General features: G+C 61.9%; 15 protein-coding genes and 1 pseudogene. 11 read left to right on the plus strand and 5 right to left on the minus strand.

The window, feature by feature from the left end; genetic code table 11:
• The first annotated feature begins 238 nt into the window (after window positions 1-238).
• The 3 genes and pseudogenes from N181_RS08550 (at window position 239) to N181_RS08560 (ending at window position 5,697) form a co-directional block, all read left to right on the plus strand.
• A complete protein-coding gene (locus N181_RS08550) occupies window positions 239-1,000 on the plus strand; it encodes an ImuA family protein (RefSeq protein WP_014858001.1) in 762 nt (253 codons plus the stop codon).
• Entirely contained in the window at window positions 921-2,435 is a 1,515-nt protein-coding gene (locus tag N181_RS08555; RefSeq protein WP_014858002.1) for a Y-family DNA polymerase, read from the plus strand. Before N181_RS08550 ends, N181_RS08555 begins: the two co-directional genes overlap by 80 nt.
• Window positions 2,435-5,697 (plus strand): annotated as a pseudogene (locus tag N181_RS08560) (error-prone DNA polymerase). The gene N181_RS08555 and the pseudogene N181_RS08560 overlap by 1 nt, the downstream one beginning before the upstream one ends.
• A gap of 39 nt (window positions 5,698-5,736) precedes the next feature.
• On the opposite strand, the gene N181_RS35640 reads toward N181_RS08560, so the two are convergent.
• Window positions 5,737-5,931, minus strand: a complete 195-nt coding sequence (locus N181_RS35640) for a VapC50 family PIN domain-containing toxin (RefSeq protein WP_474198932.1) — start codon at window positions 5,929-5,931, stop codon at window positions 5,737-5,739.
• Here N181_RS35640 and N181_RS08570 point away from each other — a divergent pair.
• Window positions 5,848-6,528 (plus strand): excisionase family DNA-binding protein, encoded by a 681-nt coding sequence (locus N181_RS08570; protein ID WP_014858004.1) that lies wholly within the window; start codon window positions 5,848-5,850, stop codon window positions 6,526-6,528. The two genes, N181_RS35640 and N181_RS08570, sit on opposite strands and share 84 nt — an antisense overlap.
• Window positions 6,529-6,616: 88 nt before the next feature.
• Here the strand turns inward: N181_RS08570 and N181_RS08575 are convergent, their stop codons facing one another.
• Entirely contained in the window at window positions 6,617-6,823 is a 207-nt protein-coding gene (locus N181_RS08575; RefSeq protein WP_015633553.1) for a hypothetical protein, read from the minus strand.
• 1,006 nt (window positions 6,824-7,829) lie between these two features.
• On the opposite strand from N181_RS08575, the gene N181_RS08580 reads away from it, so the two are divergent.
• The 6 genes from N181_RS08580 to N181_RS08600 all read left to right on the plus strand — a co-directional run bounded on the left by N181_RS08580 (window position 7,830) and on the right by N181_RS08600 (window position 13,458).
• Window positions 7,830-9,986, plus strand: a complete 2,157-nt coding sequence (locus N181_RS08580) for a ParB/RepB/Spo0J family partition protein (protein ID WP_014858007.1) — start codon at window positions 7,830-7,832, stop codon at window positions 9,984-9,986.
• Window positions 9,987-10,194: 208 nt separating this feature from the next.
• Window positions 10,195-10,617 carry an antirestriction protein gene (locus N181_RS08585; RefSeq protein ID WP_014858008.1) on the plus strand — a complete coding sequence of 141 codons (423 nt, stop codon included), beginning with the start codon at window positions 10,195-10,197 and terminating at the stop codon, window positions 10,615-10,617.
• 157 nt (window positions 10,618-10,774) lie between these two features.
• Complete coding sequence (locus N181_RS08590) at window positions 10,775-11,965, plus strand: hypothetical protein (RefSeq protein WP_014858009.1); 1,191 nt, start codon at window positions 10,775-10,777, stop codon at window positions 11,963-11,965.
• A 90-nt stretch (window positions 11,966-12,055) separates the two neighbouring features.
• The gene (locus N181_RS34685; RefSeq protein ID WP_223843485.1) at window positions 12,056-12,787 is read left to right on the plus strand and encodes a hypothetical protein; all 732 of its coding nucleotides are present in this window, start codon (window positions 12,056-12,058) and stop codon (window positions 12,785-12,787) included.
• A complete protein-coding gene (locus N181_RS31430; protein WP_141322091.1) occupies window positions 12,748-13,032 on the plus strand; it encodes a hypothetical protein in 285 nt (94 codons plus the stop codon). The genes N181_RS34685 and N181_RS31430 overlap by 40 nt, the downstream gene beginning before the upstream one ends.
• 123 nt (window positions 13,033-13,155) lie before the next feature.
• Window positions 13,156-13,458: a hypothetical protein gene (locus N181_RS08600; RefSeq protein WP_014858012.1), complete on the plus strand. Its 303-nt coding sequence runs from the start codon at window positions 13,156-13,158 to the stop codon at window positions 13,456-13,458.
• Here N181_RS08600 and N181_RS33010 read toward each other — a convergent pair.
• The 3 genes from N181_RS33010 to N181_RS08615 all read right to left on the minus strand — a co-directional run bounded on the left by N181_RS33010 (window position 13,448) and on the right by N181_RS08615 (window position 15,928).
• Window positions 13,448-13,657: a hypothetical protein gene (locus N181_RS33010; protein ID WP_037462502.1), complete on the minus strand. Its 210-nt coding sequence runs from the start codon at window positions 13,655-13,657 to the stop codon at window positions 13,448-13,450. The two genes, N181_RS08600 and N181_RS33010, sit on opposite strands and share 11 nt — an antisense overlap.
• 94 nt (window positions 13,658-13,751) lie before the next feature.
• Window positions 13,752-14,942, minus strand: coding sequence for a DUF1173 domain-containing protein (locus N181_RS08610; protein ID WP_014858014.1), 1,191 nt, complete (start codon window positions 14,940-14,942; stop codon window positions 13,752-13,754).
• 305 nt (window positions 14,943-15,247) lie between these two features.
• Window positions 15,248-15,928: a ZinT family metal-binding protein gene (locus N181_RS08615; protein WP_014858015.1), complete on the minus strand. Its 681-nt coding sequence runs from the start codon at window positions 15,926-15,928 to the stop codon at window positions 15,248-15,250.
• Window positions 15,929-16,429: 501 nt separating this feature from the next.
• Between N181_RS08615 and N181_RS08625 the strand changes: the two genes are divergently transcribed.
• Window positions 16,430-16,744 carry a hypothetical protein gene (locus tag N181_RS08625; RefSeq protein WP_014858017.1) on the plus strand — a complete coding sequence of 105 codons (315 nt, stop codon included), beginning with the start codon at window positions 16,430-16,432 and terminating at the stop codon, window positions 16,742-16,744.
• The last annotated feature ends 58 nt before the right edge of the window (window positions 16,745-16,802 follow it).

The raw sequence follows: 16,802 nt of genomic DNA on the forward strand, positions 1-16,802 counted from the left end.
TTGCCGGCGCCCGGTGATCCCTCAGTCTCGGACCCAGATCGTTCACAGCCTGCCGTCGGCGCATGCGAAAAAATTCCCATTCCTGCCATCGAATTGAATCCGTTCACCGATTTCTTCGATGGGCACTCTCGCTCAACTTCCGCGCGCCACATGCGCATTGACTCATTTTTGCTTTGAGAACAAATACAGAACATAATTCACCATCTCAAGCCGAAAACGGGTTGCCGTAAAGGAGATCATGACCGCAGTCGTCGCCACTTCAAATGCCGTTCTCGACGAGTTGCGCGAGAAAATCGCCAGCCTGGAAGGGGCAGGCTCACGCAAACGTAGTGTTCTGCCGTTTGGGGTGCCGGAGCTTGATGCGCAGCTGCCGGGAGGTGGGCTCGCCTTTGGCGCGCTGCACGAAGTGGCAGGCGGCGGAAACGGCGCGGTCGACGGCGCGGCCGCGGCACTCTTCATCGGCGGCATCGCTGCCCGCACCACCGGCAAGGTGGTCTGGTGCCTGACGCGCTTCGATCTTTTCTTTCCGGCGCTCGCCCAGGTCGGGCTTCATCCCGACCGCGTCATTTTCGTCGAGTGCGACAAGGAAGAGACGGTGCTCGCAAGTTTCGAGGAGGCTTTGCGCTATGGCGGCCTCGGCGCCGTCGTCGCCGAGCTGGTGCGCCTGCCGATGACGGCATCGCGCCGGCTGCAGCTGGCGGCGGAAAAGTCGGGAACCTTGGGCCTGGTGATCCGCCGGTGGCGGCGCCAGACCGAAGCTTCCGACTTCGGCATGCCGACGGCCGCGGCAAGCCGCTGGCGGATTTCGGTGCTGCCGTCCGAGCCTCTGCCTGTGCAGGGCGTCGGTCGGGCGCGCTGGCTGGCGGAGCTGATGCGGGTCAGAGCAGGAGAGGGAGGAGAATTCATCATCGGAGCGTGTGATGGCCAGGGTCGTATCCGTCTTTCTTCCGACACTGCCGACCGACCGGATCAGACGGACCGATCCTTCGCTGTCTCCTGACACGCCGCTGGTGGTGATCGCCAGGAGCGGATCGAAGCGATGGATCGCCGCGGCCGATCGGGCAGCTCTTGAACTCGGTCTTCGCATCGGCATGCCGGCCGCCAAGGCGCAGGCACTGGTCCAGGGCCTGGTGATGATCGATGCCGATCCGGCGGCCGACCTCGCAGTCCTGGAACGGCTGACGCTCTGGGCCTTGTCGCAATATTCGCCCGTCGTTGCCATGGATCCTCCTGACGGTATCATCATGGATACCGAAGGCGCCGATCATCTCCAGGGTGGCGAGGAACTGATGCTGTCGGGTCTCGTCAATCGCTTGCGCGGCCGGGGTCTCGCAGCGCGAGCGGCGATCGCCGAGACCTGGGGTGCGGCGCATGCGATCGCCCGCACCACCAGTCGTGAGACGGTGATCGTCCCCCGCGGCGAGACAGCCAGGGCCGTGAATCGGCTGCCGCTCTCCTCGCTGCGGCTGCCGGCGGAAACCGTCGCAAGTCTCCGAACCCTCGGCTTCGCGACCGTCGGCGATCTCGCCGCCATCCCACGAGCGCCGCTGACGCTGCGCTTCGGTCCGGAGGTCGGACGCCGTCTCGACCAGATGTTCGGCCGCGTCGCCGAGCCGATCGATCCGATCCGGCCAGTCGACCTCGTCGAGGTTCAAAAATCCTTTGCCGAGCCGATCGGCGCACCCGAGACAATCGAGAAATATGTGAGCCGCCTGGTGCGGCAGCTCTGTCTGGAACTCGTGAAGCGCGGGCTTGGCGTGCGGCGTGCCGATCTCATTGTCCATCGGGTCGACAACACCATCCAGGCGCTTCGGGCCGGGACGGCGAAGCCGGTCCGCGACATCGCCTGGCTGACAAAGCTCTTCCGCGATCGCATCGAAAGGATCGAGCCCGGCTTCGGCATCGAGAAGCTCAGCCTGGCCGCAATCATTGCCGAGCCGCTGATCGAGGCACAGTCGGCGTCGTCGCTCATTGAAGAACAGGTAACCGACGTGACGCCGCTGATCGATGTACTCGGCAATCGCGGCGGACAGCGGAGTTTCCGCGTGGCGCCGGTCGCAAGCGACGTCCCCGAGCGCAGCGTTCAGCGGATCGCGCCGACGGCGGCGGAAGACGGCGCCACCTGGCCGCTCAACTGGCCGAGGCCGCCGCGCCTTCTGGCGCGTCCCGAACCGATCGAAGTGATCGCGCTTCTGCCGGACCATCCGCCCGTCTCGTTCACCTGGCGTGGCAAGCGGCGGCGAGTGAAGCGCGCCGACGGACCGGAACGGATCTTTGGCGAGTGGTGGAAACGCAGCTCCGAATGGGTTGCGGTCCGCGACTACTTCGTCGTTGAGGATGATGTCGGTGAACGCTTCTGGATTTTCCGAGCCGGCGACGGCGTCGACGCGGAAACAGGATCGCATAAGTGGTTCCTGCACGGGATGTTTGCCTGATGCGCTATGCCGAACTGCAAGTCACCACGCATTTCTCGTTCCTCCGCGGCGCGAGCTCGGCGGAGGAGCTGTTTGCGACCGCAAAACTGATGGGCATTGAAGCGCTCGGCATTGTCGACCGCAACAGCCTGGCAGGCATCGTGCGGGCGCTGGAAGCCTCGCGCGCGACGGGACTCAGGCTGATTGTCGGCTGTCGGCTTGATTTGGCCGACGGCATGTCGATTCTCGTCTATCCGACCGATCGTGCCGCTTATTCGCGGCTGACAAGGCTGTTGACCTTGGGCAAGGGCCGGGGCGGGAAGGCAAAGTGCGTGCTGCATCTGGACGACGTGGCGCTCTATGCCGAAGGTCTGATCGGCATCCTGGTGCCGGACATGCCGGACGACGTCTGCGCCGTGCAGCTCAGGAAGATGGCCGAGGTCTTTGGCGATCGCGCCTATGTCTCGCTCTGCCTGCGCCGCGCCCCAACGATCAGCTGCGACTGCACCAGCTGTCGAACCTTGCCGTTAAGCACCGGGTAAAGACGGTCGTGACCAATGATGTGCTGTTTCATGAACCCGGCCGCCGGCAGCTGCAGGATGTCGTCACCTGCATCCGCACCAGAACCACCGTCGACGACGTCGGCTTTGAGCGCGAGCGGCATGCCGACCGTTATCTGAAGCCGCCGGAGGAAATGGCTCGACTTTTTCCTGGTTACCCGGAAGCGCTGGCGCGGACGATGGAGATCGTCGAGCGCTGCAGGTTTTCGCTCGAAGAGCTGGTCTATCAGTACCCCGAGGAGGCGCTGATCCCGGGGATGACGGCGCAGCAGTCGCTTGAGCACTACACCTGGGAGGGCGTCAAGACACGTTATCCCGAAGGGCTTCCTGCGAATGTCGAGAAGACGATACGCCACGAGCTCGCTCTGATCGAGACGATGAAATATGCGCCCTACTTCCTGACCGTCTTCTCGATCATCCGCTATGCCCGATCGCAGGGCATTTTATGCCAGGGCAGGGGATCGGCCGCCAATTCCGCCGTCTGCTATGTGCTCGGCGTCACCTCGATCGACCCCGACACCAACGATCTCCTGTTCGAGCGCTTTGTCTCCCAGGAACGCGACGAGCCGCCCGATATCGATGTCGATTTCGAGCACGAGAGGCGCGAGGAGGTGATCCAGTGGATCTACAAGACCTACGGCCACGACAAGGCGGCGCTCTGCTCGACCGTCACGCGCTATCGTGCCAAGGGCGCCATCCGCGATGTCGGCAAGGCGCTGGGTTTGCCGGAGGATCTGATCAAGGCGCTGTCGTCCGGCATCTGGTCCTGGTCGGAAACGGTCGGCGAGCGCCAGGTCCGCGACCTCGGCCTCAATCCGGAGGACCGGCGGCTCGCCTTGACTCTACGACTTGCCCAGCAGCTGATGGGCGCGCCACGCCATCTTGGCCAGCATCCCGGCGGTTTCGTCCTGACCCACGACCGGTTGGATCATCTCGTGCCGATCGAGCCGGCGACCATGGTCGACCGGCAGGTGATCGAATGGGACAAGGATGACGTCGAAGCGCTCAAAATGATGAAGGTCGACGTGCTGGCGCTCGGTATGCTGACCTGCATGGCCAAGGCTTTCGCCCTGATCTACGAGCACAAGCATGAGGATCTCGACCTTGCGACCATCCCCCAGGAGGACCCGGCGACCTACGCGATGATCCGCAAGGCTGACACGCTCGGCACCTTCCAGATCGAATCCCGCGCCCAGATGTCCATGCTGCCCCGCATGAAACCCAGAACCTTCTACGATCTCGTCATCCAGGTGGCGATCGTCCGCCCCGGCCCGATCCAGGGCGACATGGTCCATCCGTATCTGCGCCGGCGCGAGGGCAAGGAGAAGGTCGAGTACCCGACACCCGAATTGGAGGCGGTCCTCCATAAGACGCTGGGCGTGCCACTGTTTCAGGAGTCGGCAATGAAGGTGGCGATGGTCTGTGCGGGGTTCACGGGCGGCGAAGCCGACCAACTCCGGAAATCCATGGCGACCTTCAAGTTCACGGGCGGCGTTTCACGCTTCAAGGACAAGCTCGTCTCGGGAATGATCAAGAACGGCTACTCGCCGGAGTTCGCCGAGAAGACATTTTCGCAGCTAGAAGGCTTCGGCTCCTACGGCTTCCCCGAGAGCCATGCCGCGTCCTTCGCGATGATCGCTTACGCCTCCAACTACGTGAAATGCCATTTTCCGGATGTCTTCTGTGCGGCGCTTCTGAACTCGCAGCCGATGGGCTTTTACGCTCCCGCGCAGATCGTCGCCGACGCGAGGAAGCACGGCGTTGAGGTCCGTCCCGTCTGCATCAATCGGTCGCGATGGGATTGCACGCTCGAGCCGATTGCAGGCAGTGATGGGCATGCAGTCCGGCTCGGCATGCGTCTGGTGCGCGGTCTGGCGATTGCCGACGCGGCGCGCATCGTCGTCGCGCGTGCTGACGAGCCCTTCGCATCGGTCGACGACATGTGGCGGCGATGCGGCGTGCCGGTCGCCTCGCTCGTCGAGCTCGCCGAAGCCGATGGCTTCCGGCCGTCATTGCGACTCGAGCGACGTGATGCGCTCTGGGCAATCAAGGCGCTGCGCGACGAACCGCTTCCGCTGTTCACGGCGGCGGCCGAACGGGAGGCTCGGGCAATTGCCGAGCAGCAGGAGCCGGAAGTCAAGCTCAGGCAGATGACCGAAGGCCACAACGTCGTCGAGGACTACAGCCATATCGGGCTGACGCTCCGGCATCATCCCTTGAGTTTCCTGCGGAGCGACCTTGCCAAGCGTCGGATCGTCACCTGCGCCGAAGCGATGACGGCGCGCGACGGGCAATGGCTGATGGCGGCCGGGCTGGTGCTGGTGCGACAGCGACCAGGGTCGGCAAAGGGCGTGATGTTCATCACCATCGAGGACGAGACCGGTGTGGCAAACGTCGTCGTCTGGCCGAAGCTCTTCGAGCGGTCGCGCCGGACAGTCCTCGGCGCCAGCATGATGGCAATCAACGGCAGGATCCAGCGGGAAGGGGACGTGGTGCACCTGGTCGCCCAGCAGCTCTTCGATCTCTCGACTGATCTGTCGAGCCTTGCCGAGCGCGACGGCACATTCCGGCCGCCGACCGGCCGCGGCGACGAATTCGCCCATGGTTCTCCCGGGAGCCCCGATTCCCGCGAGCGACCGGTCCCGGGAGTTCGGGCGAGGGATATGTTCACACCGGATCTTCATATCGATACACTGAAGATCAAGAGCCGGAATTTCCAGTAGAGCGCCGGCGCGCCGGCTCCTGGTCGTCACAAACTAAGATCAGCGGTCATCAAGAGCTTCGAGCGCCTGCTCGGCGAAACCAGGTGACGTGAGCGCAAGTCTTTCGATCAGTTCCCGTATGGTCAGCGCTGGTCGCCGGTACGCAGCCGCTTGAACTGTGATCGCCTCGAGTACCTCCGTTGGATTTTTCGCGAAGATTTGCGAAAGGAATTCATCAGGAGTCAGGGCAACAATGCCATCGGGAAGGTTGCCGAAATCGCGGATGTTCGACGTCACGATGACCGTAGCTTCGACCGCTTAGCGTTTATGCGTCATATTGTCGGCATGGCCGTATCACATCGCACATCGCCGGATAAAAATTCCACCAAAACCTCGAATGCCATTCCGGCACCCGAGAGGTCGGCTGCTGCGCGCGTCGCATCGCTATTGCTGGCCAACTCGAAGAAGCGCCAAGGCATCGTTCAGGTTATTGATGTGGATGGCGAGCGCCAGGAACTTCCTAATGCCTTAGCCGAGGTCATGTATCGGGCCGCCGAACTCCTCGCCGAGGGACGAGCGGTGACGGTGCTACCTGACGAAGAGATGCTGTCGACGCAGGCCGCAGCGGACATTCTCAACGTTTCCAGGCAATATCTCGTCCGATTGGTCGATACCGGCGAGCTTGCTGCGGAAAAGGTGGGCAGTCACCGGCGCTTGCGGGCTACGGATGTTGCGGCATTCAAGGCCGCTCGAGATGCTAAGCGGGCGTCGGCACTCGATCGGTTGGCGTCGCTGAGCGAGGACGTCGGCGGATACGAGCTCGAAACCAAGCGTCGCTCACCTCGAGCGTGAATACTGTACTCTGTCAGCCGTTACTCACCAAAGCTTGTATCGAAACTTCGGCAGTGCGACGGACGCATCGCTTTCCCCCTCACGCCCTTCACTCACCTATCAAGCCATCGAAAACTTCGAGCATGGCGTCACTGATGGCCTTGCCAAGCGCGGCCGCGGTTTCCACTAGGGCCTCTTCGTTCATGTCACGCGCCGCCATTGCAAAGGCAGCACCTTGGGCCGTCACGATTTCCTGCGCGCGCTGGATCGCCCACAGAGCAAAGTCGCTGCGGCCAGTGATTTCCACGGTTTCCATGAATTCTCCCCTGATTTGGTCGAGTGCATGCCTTATAGCGAATTCGGCGGATAATGGAGGCCGTCGGGTCGTTTTGACAATGAGCTCGGGTAAACGAATGACGCAGCAGTGCGGTCTGTTTTTTGTGAAAGAGGCGGTCCGCTCCATCGCTCGAAGACGGCAGAGTCAATTTATCCTGTCACCTCGTTCTCCCATAAATAGGCCGCCGCCTTTCCTCCGGTTCTTTCCTGGGACGCTCAACGATTGGGATTGAACTGACCTCTGACGGTTCAGGACACGCTTTGAGCCAAAGTGCATAAAAAAATCGGGCCGCCGGAAAAACCGAGGCCCGTTGAAGTGTGAAGGTACCTAAACCTTCAGAGGGGAACAGCCGACGCGATGGCACTGGGAGGAGAAGCCATCAATCTGCATCAGCTATAGGCACTATGCCCATAGATTGTGCGATCGGCTATCACTTATTGTGCAGTGCAGCTATGCGTTTTCGCGGGTGCGAACTCAAGGTCTCCATCGCAAAGCTTGATTGGATGGCCGGACGGGCGTCGACGTGTTGAAACGCGGTCGGGACGGCGAAGTGGTTGCAGCGGCCGAGGGTGTCGCCCGCGGTGATTTTTCGCTGAACGGCCGTAATCACGCCGCCCCCGGGTGTCGAGAATTCCGCCTTTCGGGTGGCACCAACCGCTAGCAGGGTTTCGACGCCCCAAAGCAGCGCGTACTGCTCCGACCCGAATCTATGACATCCCGTTGAACCTGTCCTGGAATCTCTTCGTCCGCCCGCGCGAATACCCCTGACTTCTTCTACGGACTCCCTGGGACCGATGGCCGCGAGTAGGATAGGGAATGGCGGTGGCGGGGCGGAAGATAGTCATCTGCGGTTTGCAATGAGGCGGGTGCCATTCGGGAACGGTGAAGGTTGCGGACCGGCAAGGAGGGAGAGGGGGAAGGGGCGTTCGCGGTGGGTTGCGGTTGTCGGAGAGAGGCTCCGGCCAGCCCGCTACGGAGAAACGATATGGCACAGGCCAACCAGAAAATCACCCTCAACGCCGGGCGCGACATACCCTTCAACAAGCTCGTTCTCAGCCAGCAGAACGTGCGCAAGACCAAGGCGGGCGTATCGATCGAGGAGCTCGCCGAAGACATTGCCCATCGCGGACTTCTGACCAGCCTCAATGTTCGCGCCGAAGTCGATGCAGACGGCAAAGAGACCGGCATCTATCGTATTCCGGCGGGCGGCCGTCGCTACCGCGCGCTGGAATTGCTGGTCAACCAGAAGAAGCTGTCCAAAACCGCCGGAATTCCCTGCATCGTCAGCAAAGGCGAAACTCTCGAAGTCGAGGATTCACTTGCCGAGAACGTCAAGCGCCTCGATCTACATCCGCTGGACGAGTTTCGCGGTATGATGGCGCTGCGCGAGCAGGGGCTCGACGAGGAAGAGATTGCCGCCCGCTTCCACATTTCGGTAGCGACGGTGAAGCAGCGCCTGCGGCTGGCCGCCGTCTCGCCCCGCCTGCTCGAGCTCTATGCCAATGACGAGATGAAGCTCGGCCAGGTCATGGCATTTTCGATCACCAATGACCACCTCCGGCAGGAGCAGGTTTGGGACACGATCTCGCGGTCCCATAATCAGGACGCCTACTATATCCGCCGGATGCTGACCGAAACCGCGGTTCGGGCATCCGATCGACGCGCCGTCTATGTCGGCATCGACGCCTATGAGGCTGCCGGCGGTGTCGTTATGCGCGACCTGTTCGAGCAGGATAATGGCGGGTGGCTGCAGGACCCAGCGCTGCTCGAACAGCTCGTGCTCGAGAAACTGGCCGCCGACGCCGAAGCGCTGAAGACCGAAGAGGGCTGGAAATGGGTCAATGCCGCCTTTGACTTTCATTATGGCCACACCTCCGGCCTCCGCCGCTTCTACGGTGAACGGGTGGAGTACACCGAGGAGGAGCTTGCACGCCATGACGCTCTAAAGGCGGAATATGACAGGCGCGATGCCGAATATGCCGCGGCGGAAGACTATTCCGAGGAAACCGAAGCCCGGCTTGAGGAACTCGGCAACGCGTTGGATGCCCTGAACGATCGGCCTTATGTCTTCGATCCCGAAGAAGTCGCCCGCGGTGGCGCCTTCATCTCGCTTGCCGTCAATGGTGAGTTGAAGATCGAACGGGGGTTCGTCCGGCCCGAAGATGAACCTGTCGTCGAGACGGCCGGCAGTGATGTCGATGATCGCGACGACAACGGCAAAAGCGGTGACGATGTCGTTGCTGCTCCTGCAACAGGCGGGGTCTCGATTAACGGCAAGCCTGTGGGTATCGAGGAACCGGAGGAAGATGACGGGAAGATTCGTCCGCTCTCCGACCGCATCATCGAGGATCTGACGGCCGCCCGTACTGTCGCGCTTCGCAACGCGCTTGCCAATGATCCGGTGATGGCCTTTGTCGCGGCCCTGCATGTGTTCGTCCTGAAAACCTTCTACAGATACGGGTCGGACTCGTGCCTGGAGATCACCGCGCAGCAGACCGCGTTCAGCCAGACGCAGGGGCTCGGCGATACGGTCTGGGCGAAGGAGATCGAACAGCGGCAGGAGTCCTGGGGCCATGATCTTCCCGGCAATGCCGACGAAGTCTGGGACTATCTGATCGCTCTCGACGAGGCCAGCCGCATGGCGCTCTTTGCCCATTGCGTCTCCCTGTCGCTGAACGCCACGATCCAAGCCTGGAACCGGCGCTCGAGGGAAGTCGCCCATGCGAAGCAGCTTGCCCACTCGATCGGCTTCAGCATGGTCGAGGCAGGCTGGACGCCGACGGTAGACAACTATCTCGGGCTCGTCACGAAGGCACATATCCTGCAAGCCGTTCGCGAGGCGAAGGGCGAACAGTCGGCGCAACTCATCGATCACCTCAAGAAGCCCGACATGGCGCGTGAGGCCGCCCGGCTGCTGGAAGGAAGCGGATGGCTCCCTGAAGTGCTGCGGCTCCCGGTCGACGAGATCCCGGCCGAGGCCGCTGCTGCCCCCGTGGCGGATGCGGACGGGATTATCGATGACAATGCCGTGGAAAGTGCTCACGTCGAACTGCCGGCCTTCCTGACGGAAGGCGCCGATGCCGAAGAGGCATCCGTCGATCGTGCGGAGCATGACGGCGAGCGCCTCGAAGCAGCGGAATAATCGTTCCCAAACCCATTGCTCAATTGGAGGCCCGGCCACTGTGTCGGGCCTTTCTGATTTCTGAACGTTGGAGACAGAGCAGTCTCGCCGGGAAGGGGCGGCTGGGATCGGCAGGAGAGGGAAGAGAGGGGCCAGGGAGGGTTGAGGCCGGGCGATGGAGAGGGGGTTGTCCGGCCTGAACCCTGTCGCCTCTCTGGAGAGTAAATCGATGTCGACACCCGTGATTGCGCCCCAAAGCGCCACCATCGTCCCCGAAGCGCGTCGTCAGGAATTCCTGCCGACCCTGTTCGGTCGTTCACTCATGATCGTCGCCGAGAACGCAGTCTATAGCTTGATGGAGCGGCTGAGCCCGCTCGATTATGGCGGCGGCTTCTGGGATTTCTACGAATACGAGGGCAAGCCGCTGTTTCTCGCTCCGACATCCAGATCGCGGTTTCGGATCATCGGCGACATTACCGGATTTCAGGGGGAGGTGTCCGCCGAGGCCGCCGGCATCATCGCCACGCTGTTCGCCTTCTCCCATCTCTCCTTCAAGTATCAGTCCGAACATCTCTCTGAAGGCTACGGCCGTCTCTACGCCTATTCGGCCGACCATCCGGAAGCTGCCGAGATATTCCAGGCGATCGATTGAGATCCAATACGCGCCGCTCTCGGGTGGCGCACCCGAGCGTCCCGCCTGCTTGCCGCGTCGGACAGGCGCTTCGGCGGCGAGCCATCTTCATCCACCCCACCAGCCCGGTTGTCGCGAAAGCGATCAGCCGGGCTTCTTCGTTTCAGGAGATTTGAGCATGAACACCATGATTTCCAGCCCGCGGCCGGTCTCGTCCGGCTTCAAGGTCGATATTTCCCGCGGCGAACGCATCGGCCGCGTCTCATCCGAATGGTTCTCGCGTCCCGACGATGAGCGCTATCTGTCGCTCTCCGATCTTCATCGCGCGGTCAGCGCCAGAACCGATCGCGCCCGTGTTCGAACGGTTGAAAGCGTGGAGGTCCGCGTGGAAGCCACCCGTGACAATGCCGAGCGTCTTGCCTTGATTGTTCCCGGCGGGCGTGAGCCGATTGCACCGACGCATTGGAGCTACGGTCAGCTTTGCAGCCTGGTCGGAGCGCCTGCGAGCTATATGCGGCAACTGCCTGCGCCGCTGGCCGCGATCAATCTTCAGCACGGGCTCCTCAACCACAACTCCGAACTGGTCAAAACACTGGAGATGGATGACGGCCGCGTCGAGCTGCGGGCGATGACTGGCCCCGAATACGGCCGCATCTGGGATAAAGATCTGGTCGCCGCCGTGATGAGCATCGCCGGCAACGGAACCGGCGACACGATCTGGAAGGTACCGGGCGTGCTCGATTGGTCAACCATGACCCACAATCCGTTCGTCGATATCACCAAAGATACGACCACGCTCTATGCCAGCGACCGCGATGTGTTTCTGTTCCTCGTCGACGACATGCATCCGATCGAGGCTGGTCGCCTGCCGAACGGTGAGCCGGATCTCTACTTCCGCGGGTTCTATGCCTGGAACTCCGAAGTCGGGTCCAAGACACTCGGCATAGCATCGTTCTATCTGCGGGCGGTTTGTGCCAATCGCAATTTGTGGGGCACCGAAAATTTCGAGGAAATTACCATCCGGCACTCGAAGTTCGCGGCGCAACGTTTTGCCCATGAAGCCGCCCCGGCGTTGACGAACTTCGCCAATTCCTCGCCCGCGCCCTTCATCGCCGGCATTCGCGCCGCACGTGAACGGGTCGTTGCGCGAAATGACGAGGATCGCTCGGATTTCCTCCGCAAGCGCGGCTTCTCCAAGGCCGAAACCGGCAAGATCATCGAGACGGTGCTTTCCGAAGAAGGGAGGCCACCGGAGAGCATCTTCGATTTTGTCCAGGGCATCACGGCACTTGCCCGCGGAAAAGCCCATCAGGACACGCGGCTCGAACTGGAGGGCAAGGCGAGGAAGCTACTGGAAAGCGCAGCCTGACTGCGGATTCTTCGCTCGCGCCTCTCATCCATCCCTTTCATCGCCCGGCCATTGCGCCGGGCTTTTCGCATTTCACCGAAAGGCAATGCCATGACCAATATCGAAGCCAGGATCATCTGCCACCCGCCCATCCCATTGGCCGACATCACACCGCTCGAAATGCTGGTTCTGACCAATATGCTCGAATGCAGCGAAACAGAAGCGGGCCTTGTCCTGTTCACCGATTTCGGAGCGACAAATCCGATCCGCGTGACGCGACACGAACTAATCGAAGCCTTTCGCGCATCGGCGCCACACGTCGACAGTGCGCTCAACATCTTCATTGCCAGCCGCATCATAGCCCTTCTGCCAGCCCTGTCCGGCAACGTCGATACGGAAGCGTCAGTCGACATCGACTTGAGCGAATTCCCGTGGCAGTTCGTGGTGCAGGCCATCGTGGCGCGGTCAGTGAGGCTGCGCGAAGTGGTGGTGATCCAGTGGACGAACCACCCCTCGCAACGCCCGGAAACCTTCGGCGCCAGCGTTTCGCTGATCACCGCCAAGGCTATCCATCATACCAGCAGCGAGGATTTGTTGGCCCGTTTCCGGCAGCAGGATCGGGCCCTCGAGCTTTCCCTATCGTCGCTCGCGCCGAGTGACGGTCTGCGTGCTCCTGCCGGCGACGATGCAGATCGTCTGTTCACCGCAAGAGAGGTCGGGCTGCTCTCTGTATATGGGAAGCCATGCTGTATTTCCGGGGGCTGCACGAGGGTCGCCGGCCCGTCTCGGACAGGATCGTCCAGATGTCCAAGGTCTGGGACGCGGTCGGATGGCAGGCCATGAGATCCCGCGCCGCAGAGATCGTGCCCCTTGCGCTCGACGCGTATGCCGACCTTTCCGGCGTCCTGGAGCGAGATGGCCTCACGTTCGACTTCCACTTCATCCCGGCAATGGTGGACACGCTGGTCTGGTCGGAGAGCGGGCCTTACCGCAACGGGGAGCCGGACGATTTCCTTCAAGACGTGATCGCGACGGTGAAGCGCCGACGGCAGGATGTCATTACGCGCAACACTTTCCGGCGCCTGTGATTTTCCGGCCAGGCGAAGCTGCCGGCCCGAGCTAATCGCTTGCAACCACCCAGATGCGCCGAGACGTTGGCCGAGGTCAGTTCCCCGGAATCGTTCGCGCGCCGAGAATCGAGGAGATACCTGATGTTCACCACCGATGGACTCTCTCCGATGCAGTCGGGCCGGCTGAAGGCCGCCCTGGCTAAGAAGTACCGCTACGACGGCGTTGTCAGAACGCTCCAATCCCACATCCAAGCCTTGGCCGCGGAAGGTCCGTTGGAACTGACTGAAGGGAATGGAATGATCGATTATTCCCGGACACACTTCAACCGTCTTGCCTCCCACAAGGAGCAAGACGCCTATATCGCGCGTCTCCGGGCGAAGCGATATTTCTACGTGAACGGATGGGTGGTACCGAAGCTGGTCTACGATGCGATCAGGCGCTGATGTCGGTGGCGTTCTGATCCGTCGCAGCCTCGGACGGCCGCATGGACATTGCCAAATCACTCTCACCGGCTGTCTGCTCGGCGTCGACCTGATCGCCAGCGGCTTTCAGGTCGATTTTTCCCCAGATCGAATGTTCTTTTCGGGACAGGCGACGCCGATTTTTGATCTCGACGACGAACGGTTTCTTTTCAGGCTTCACGATGGTCCGATTGAAAAAGACGGATAGGTGTCAATGCCGCAGGTGTTCTTATTCGTCTCGCCCTGTCAACGCCCCGCAGCTCCGTGTTCCCGTATCAAGGAAGTCGCGGCATCTCGCCCTCGGCCACCCTCCAGACCCAAGGCACAATCTCCGGTCTCGCGTCGATCATATTGGTGAGTGCCTGCTCGTATTCATCTCCGGCGCTTGCCGGGATGATGAACATCGCGACAGGGGCGGGCTTCTGTTCCGGCAATGTCGCCGATACGATCGGCGCGTCGCGAGGTAGGTTGAAACGCAGGCCCTTGACGCTCTTTCGCTTGAGGTGGCTGAGCTTTTCCAAGAGCCGTAGCTCGTGGATGTCCTCGAACGGCAGCCAATGCTCGTTGACCACCATCAGGGCGACCTCCTCGACCGACGCGATGCCGGCGGTCGAGACGCCGAAGGTGGCGATGACGATCAGATGCAATGCCTCGCTCGAGTGCCACAGTTCCAGTTCGGTCTCATAGCGCGCTGCGAGTCGCCTCCATGCGCCATTCTCGATCATCAGCGGGAAGGGCAGGTGCCGTACGACTATCTTGTGCCCCTCGCGGGCTGCGGAAAACTCCTTCACCTCGGCCACGATCATCATGAGTTTTCGCAGTCCCGAACCTGTCGCCTGTATGCTCTTGAGTGCGGCGGCGCGCCGGGCAGCGATCCCGTCCTTGTCGTCCGGATGAAACACCTCAGGAACGAAGAGCATGTCGCTCAACGGACCGCCCCTTGCGGTCATCTGCGAGGCGGCATTGATGAGGCTCGTGCGCACCCGGCCCCAGCCGCGCCGGCCCGTCCACGTCGAGCGCCATTCCGTCAGTTCGCCGGCCTCCCAGAGATAATGCAGCATCGCCCTGAGCGACAGTTTCTTGGGCTCGCTGCGTATGCCCGGCTCCGCTGCTTCAGCCGGTGCGCCGGGCGCCGATCGTGGCCCGCGTTTTGTCAGGGAAAAATCGAGCTTCAGGTCTGCCTTGCCGCCGGCATCGATCCGGATCGCATTGCCGATCAGGGGGCCGAGGCCGGATAGCTCGTAGGGAGGCTCATAGGAGGGGCACGCAGGATCGTGGTCGCGCCCCGAAAGCGGCATGCGTTTGATGAGATACTGATCCTCCAGGCGCGCGATATACATCGCAACCGGGGGCTCCTTGCACATGCACATCGGGCGAAGCCTTTGCTCGTAGGCGTGCGGAAGCAGCGCCCGAAACTCCGGCGAGGATTCTCCCACTGTCTGATCGCCGATCGTGAAGTTACGCACCTTGGTTCTCCTCTTGCTCCGGCCGAACGTACACGGGTAGCGTCCATCTTACTATCAAAAAACAGACAGTAAAAACCCGTGCGCCCTTCGGGCTCTGGTCGCGACGGTCGCGGAGACTGCCGTCGGCGCGCGCCGGGGGAACGCAGCTTGGTTGGAACCAATGGGCGGGGTGAACGGCGTCGTCGATGACGACTTCCCCGGTCCGCGTTCGGCGTGGCGAGGCCGATCAGGATCGGTTCCTCGCCCGCGCCGGGGAACTCAGGCATCTGGGCACTCCAGCCCGTCAGCCGACGTTTCGGGTAGGTTCAATGAGCTAGCATTTCGTCGACGATCTGTTTGCCGTTCAGGTGTGACGGATAGTAGGTCGGCCAGTTGGTGACTTCCTTCAGCAGGGCGGCACGGTCATTGCCCCAATAGAGGTGGTAATGGCCCGCCTTCTCGGGCGTGATGATGTGGTCACTGAACTGGATGAACTGCGGAGCGGTACCATCACCACCGGTCTTCTTGAAGACGTAGCGGACACCCCGATTGCCCTTCTTGTAGGTGAGGATTTCATGGCCGTCCGTTTCATAGTTTCCGCTGATAGACTCTTTTCCGCGGAAGAACGTGACGTTGCTGCCCTCGATGGCGATCCGATCGATGCCGGTTTTATATCCAGCGTCGTAATAGGCGCGATATTCGCCGGCGCTCTTGTCGCCGTGCTTTGCCTTGTCCGCCAAGACCGGGTCCAGCGTGCCATCGACCAGATAGGGATAGACGGACTGCCAATCGCCTTCCCAGTCCGAAAGCGCGCGCGGCTTTACCTGATCGTCCTCGAAATACCCTTCGTACACGGATCCTTTCGCATCATGGGAATGGCTCTGGGCGTGATCGTGCCCGGATGATGTTTGGGCGCCCGACGTCCCCTCGGAAAGAGCCTGTCCCGCGAAAAGAAGCGCTGAGGAAACACTGAGTGCGTAGCCGAGTTTTTTGATGGTCTTCTGCATTCTTTGGAGCCTTTCGGTTATCCGGTTCGGATCGTGTCCGGCGATTTGGTATGTAATAACATTACAACACGTCGATTAACCTGCTTCCGGGGGCTACGCAAGAGCCATTCGGCCTGGCGGTGCCGCGATCCATTGCGGTCGGACGCGCCGCCCGGAGGGGTGAGAGGAGGGCCGCATTGGGGGAGGGCCCACCAAAGCGAGCGAGGGAGAGAGCCTCGTCCCGTCCCGGGTCCCTGGGATCGTCATCGGAGTTGAAGGCCCGAACGACCATGTGGCGCCGGACGGCAAGGGGTTCCCTCACCTCACGATCGAGTACGTCGCTGTCGACGGCCGCCCTGAAGCTCCTCGAAGCCACACCGGCGAGGTTCTTACCGACGGCGTCGCCTCCGGCCCGCCCTGACCCGTCGGGGCCGAACGCTGTCGATTCCACGTTTCTGTTTCCAACCAGGTCCGGTGCTCCGAACGGAGCGCCGGGCCTTGCCGCGTTTTCAGGAGAGCATCATGACCATGCCTGCAATCGACCGCCCCCGCTCGGCCGCCGCGCCGGTCTTTCTGAACTTCCGCTCAGAGGTCGTACGGCCTGTCCGCTTTGCCCTCGTCTATTGGGACGGCCCGGGAGACACGCTCTACGCCTTCGAGGATCAGGAAGCCTTCGAGCGACAGCGCGCGACTGCCGAGCGCCATTCTGTTCACGTGCATCAGCTTAGCGCAGAGGAGGCCGCAGACTGGATTGCCGCTGGTGGCAAGGCCGTTCTGCATGAGATGTCGGTCGCCGGCATTGCGGCCTTCGGCAACCTGAAGCTCGCACCCGGCTGAAAGCCGGGCGCTGGCCGCCGTCCGCCCGGGAGGGAGAGAGGGGCGGGAAAGGGGCGGC

The sequence above is a fragment of the Sinorhizobium fredii USDA 205 genome (assembly GCF_001461695.1).
GTDB lineage: Bacteria > Pseudomonadota > Alphaproteobacteria > Rhizobiales > Rhizobiaceae > Sinorhizobium > Sinorhizobium fredii.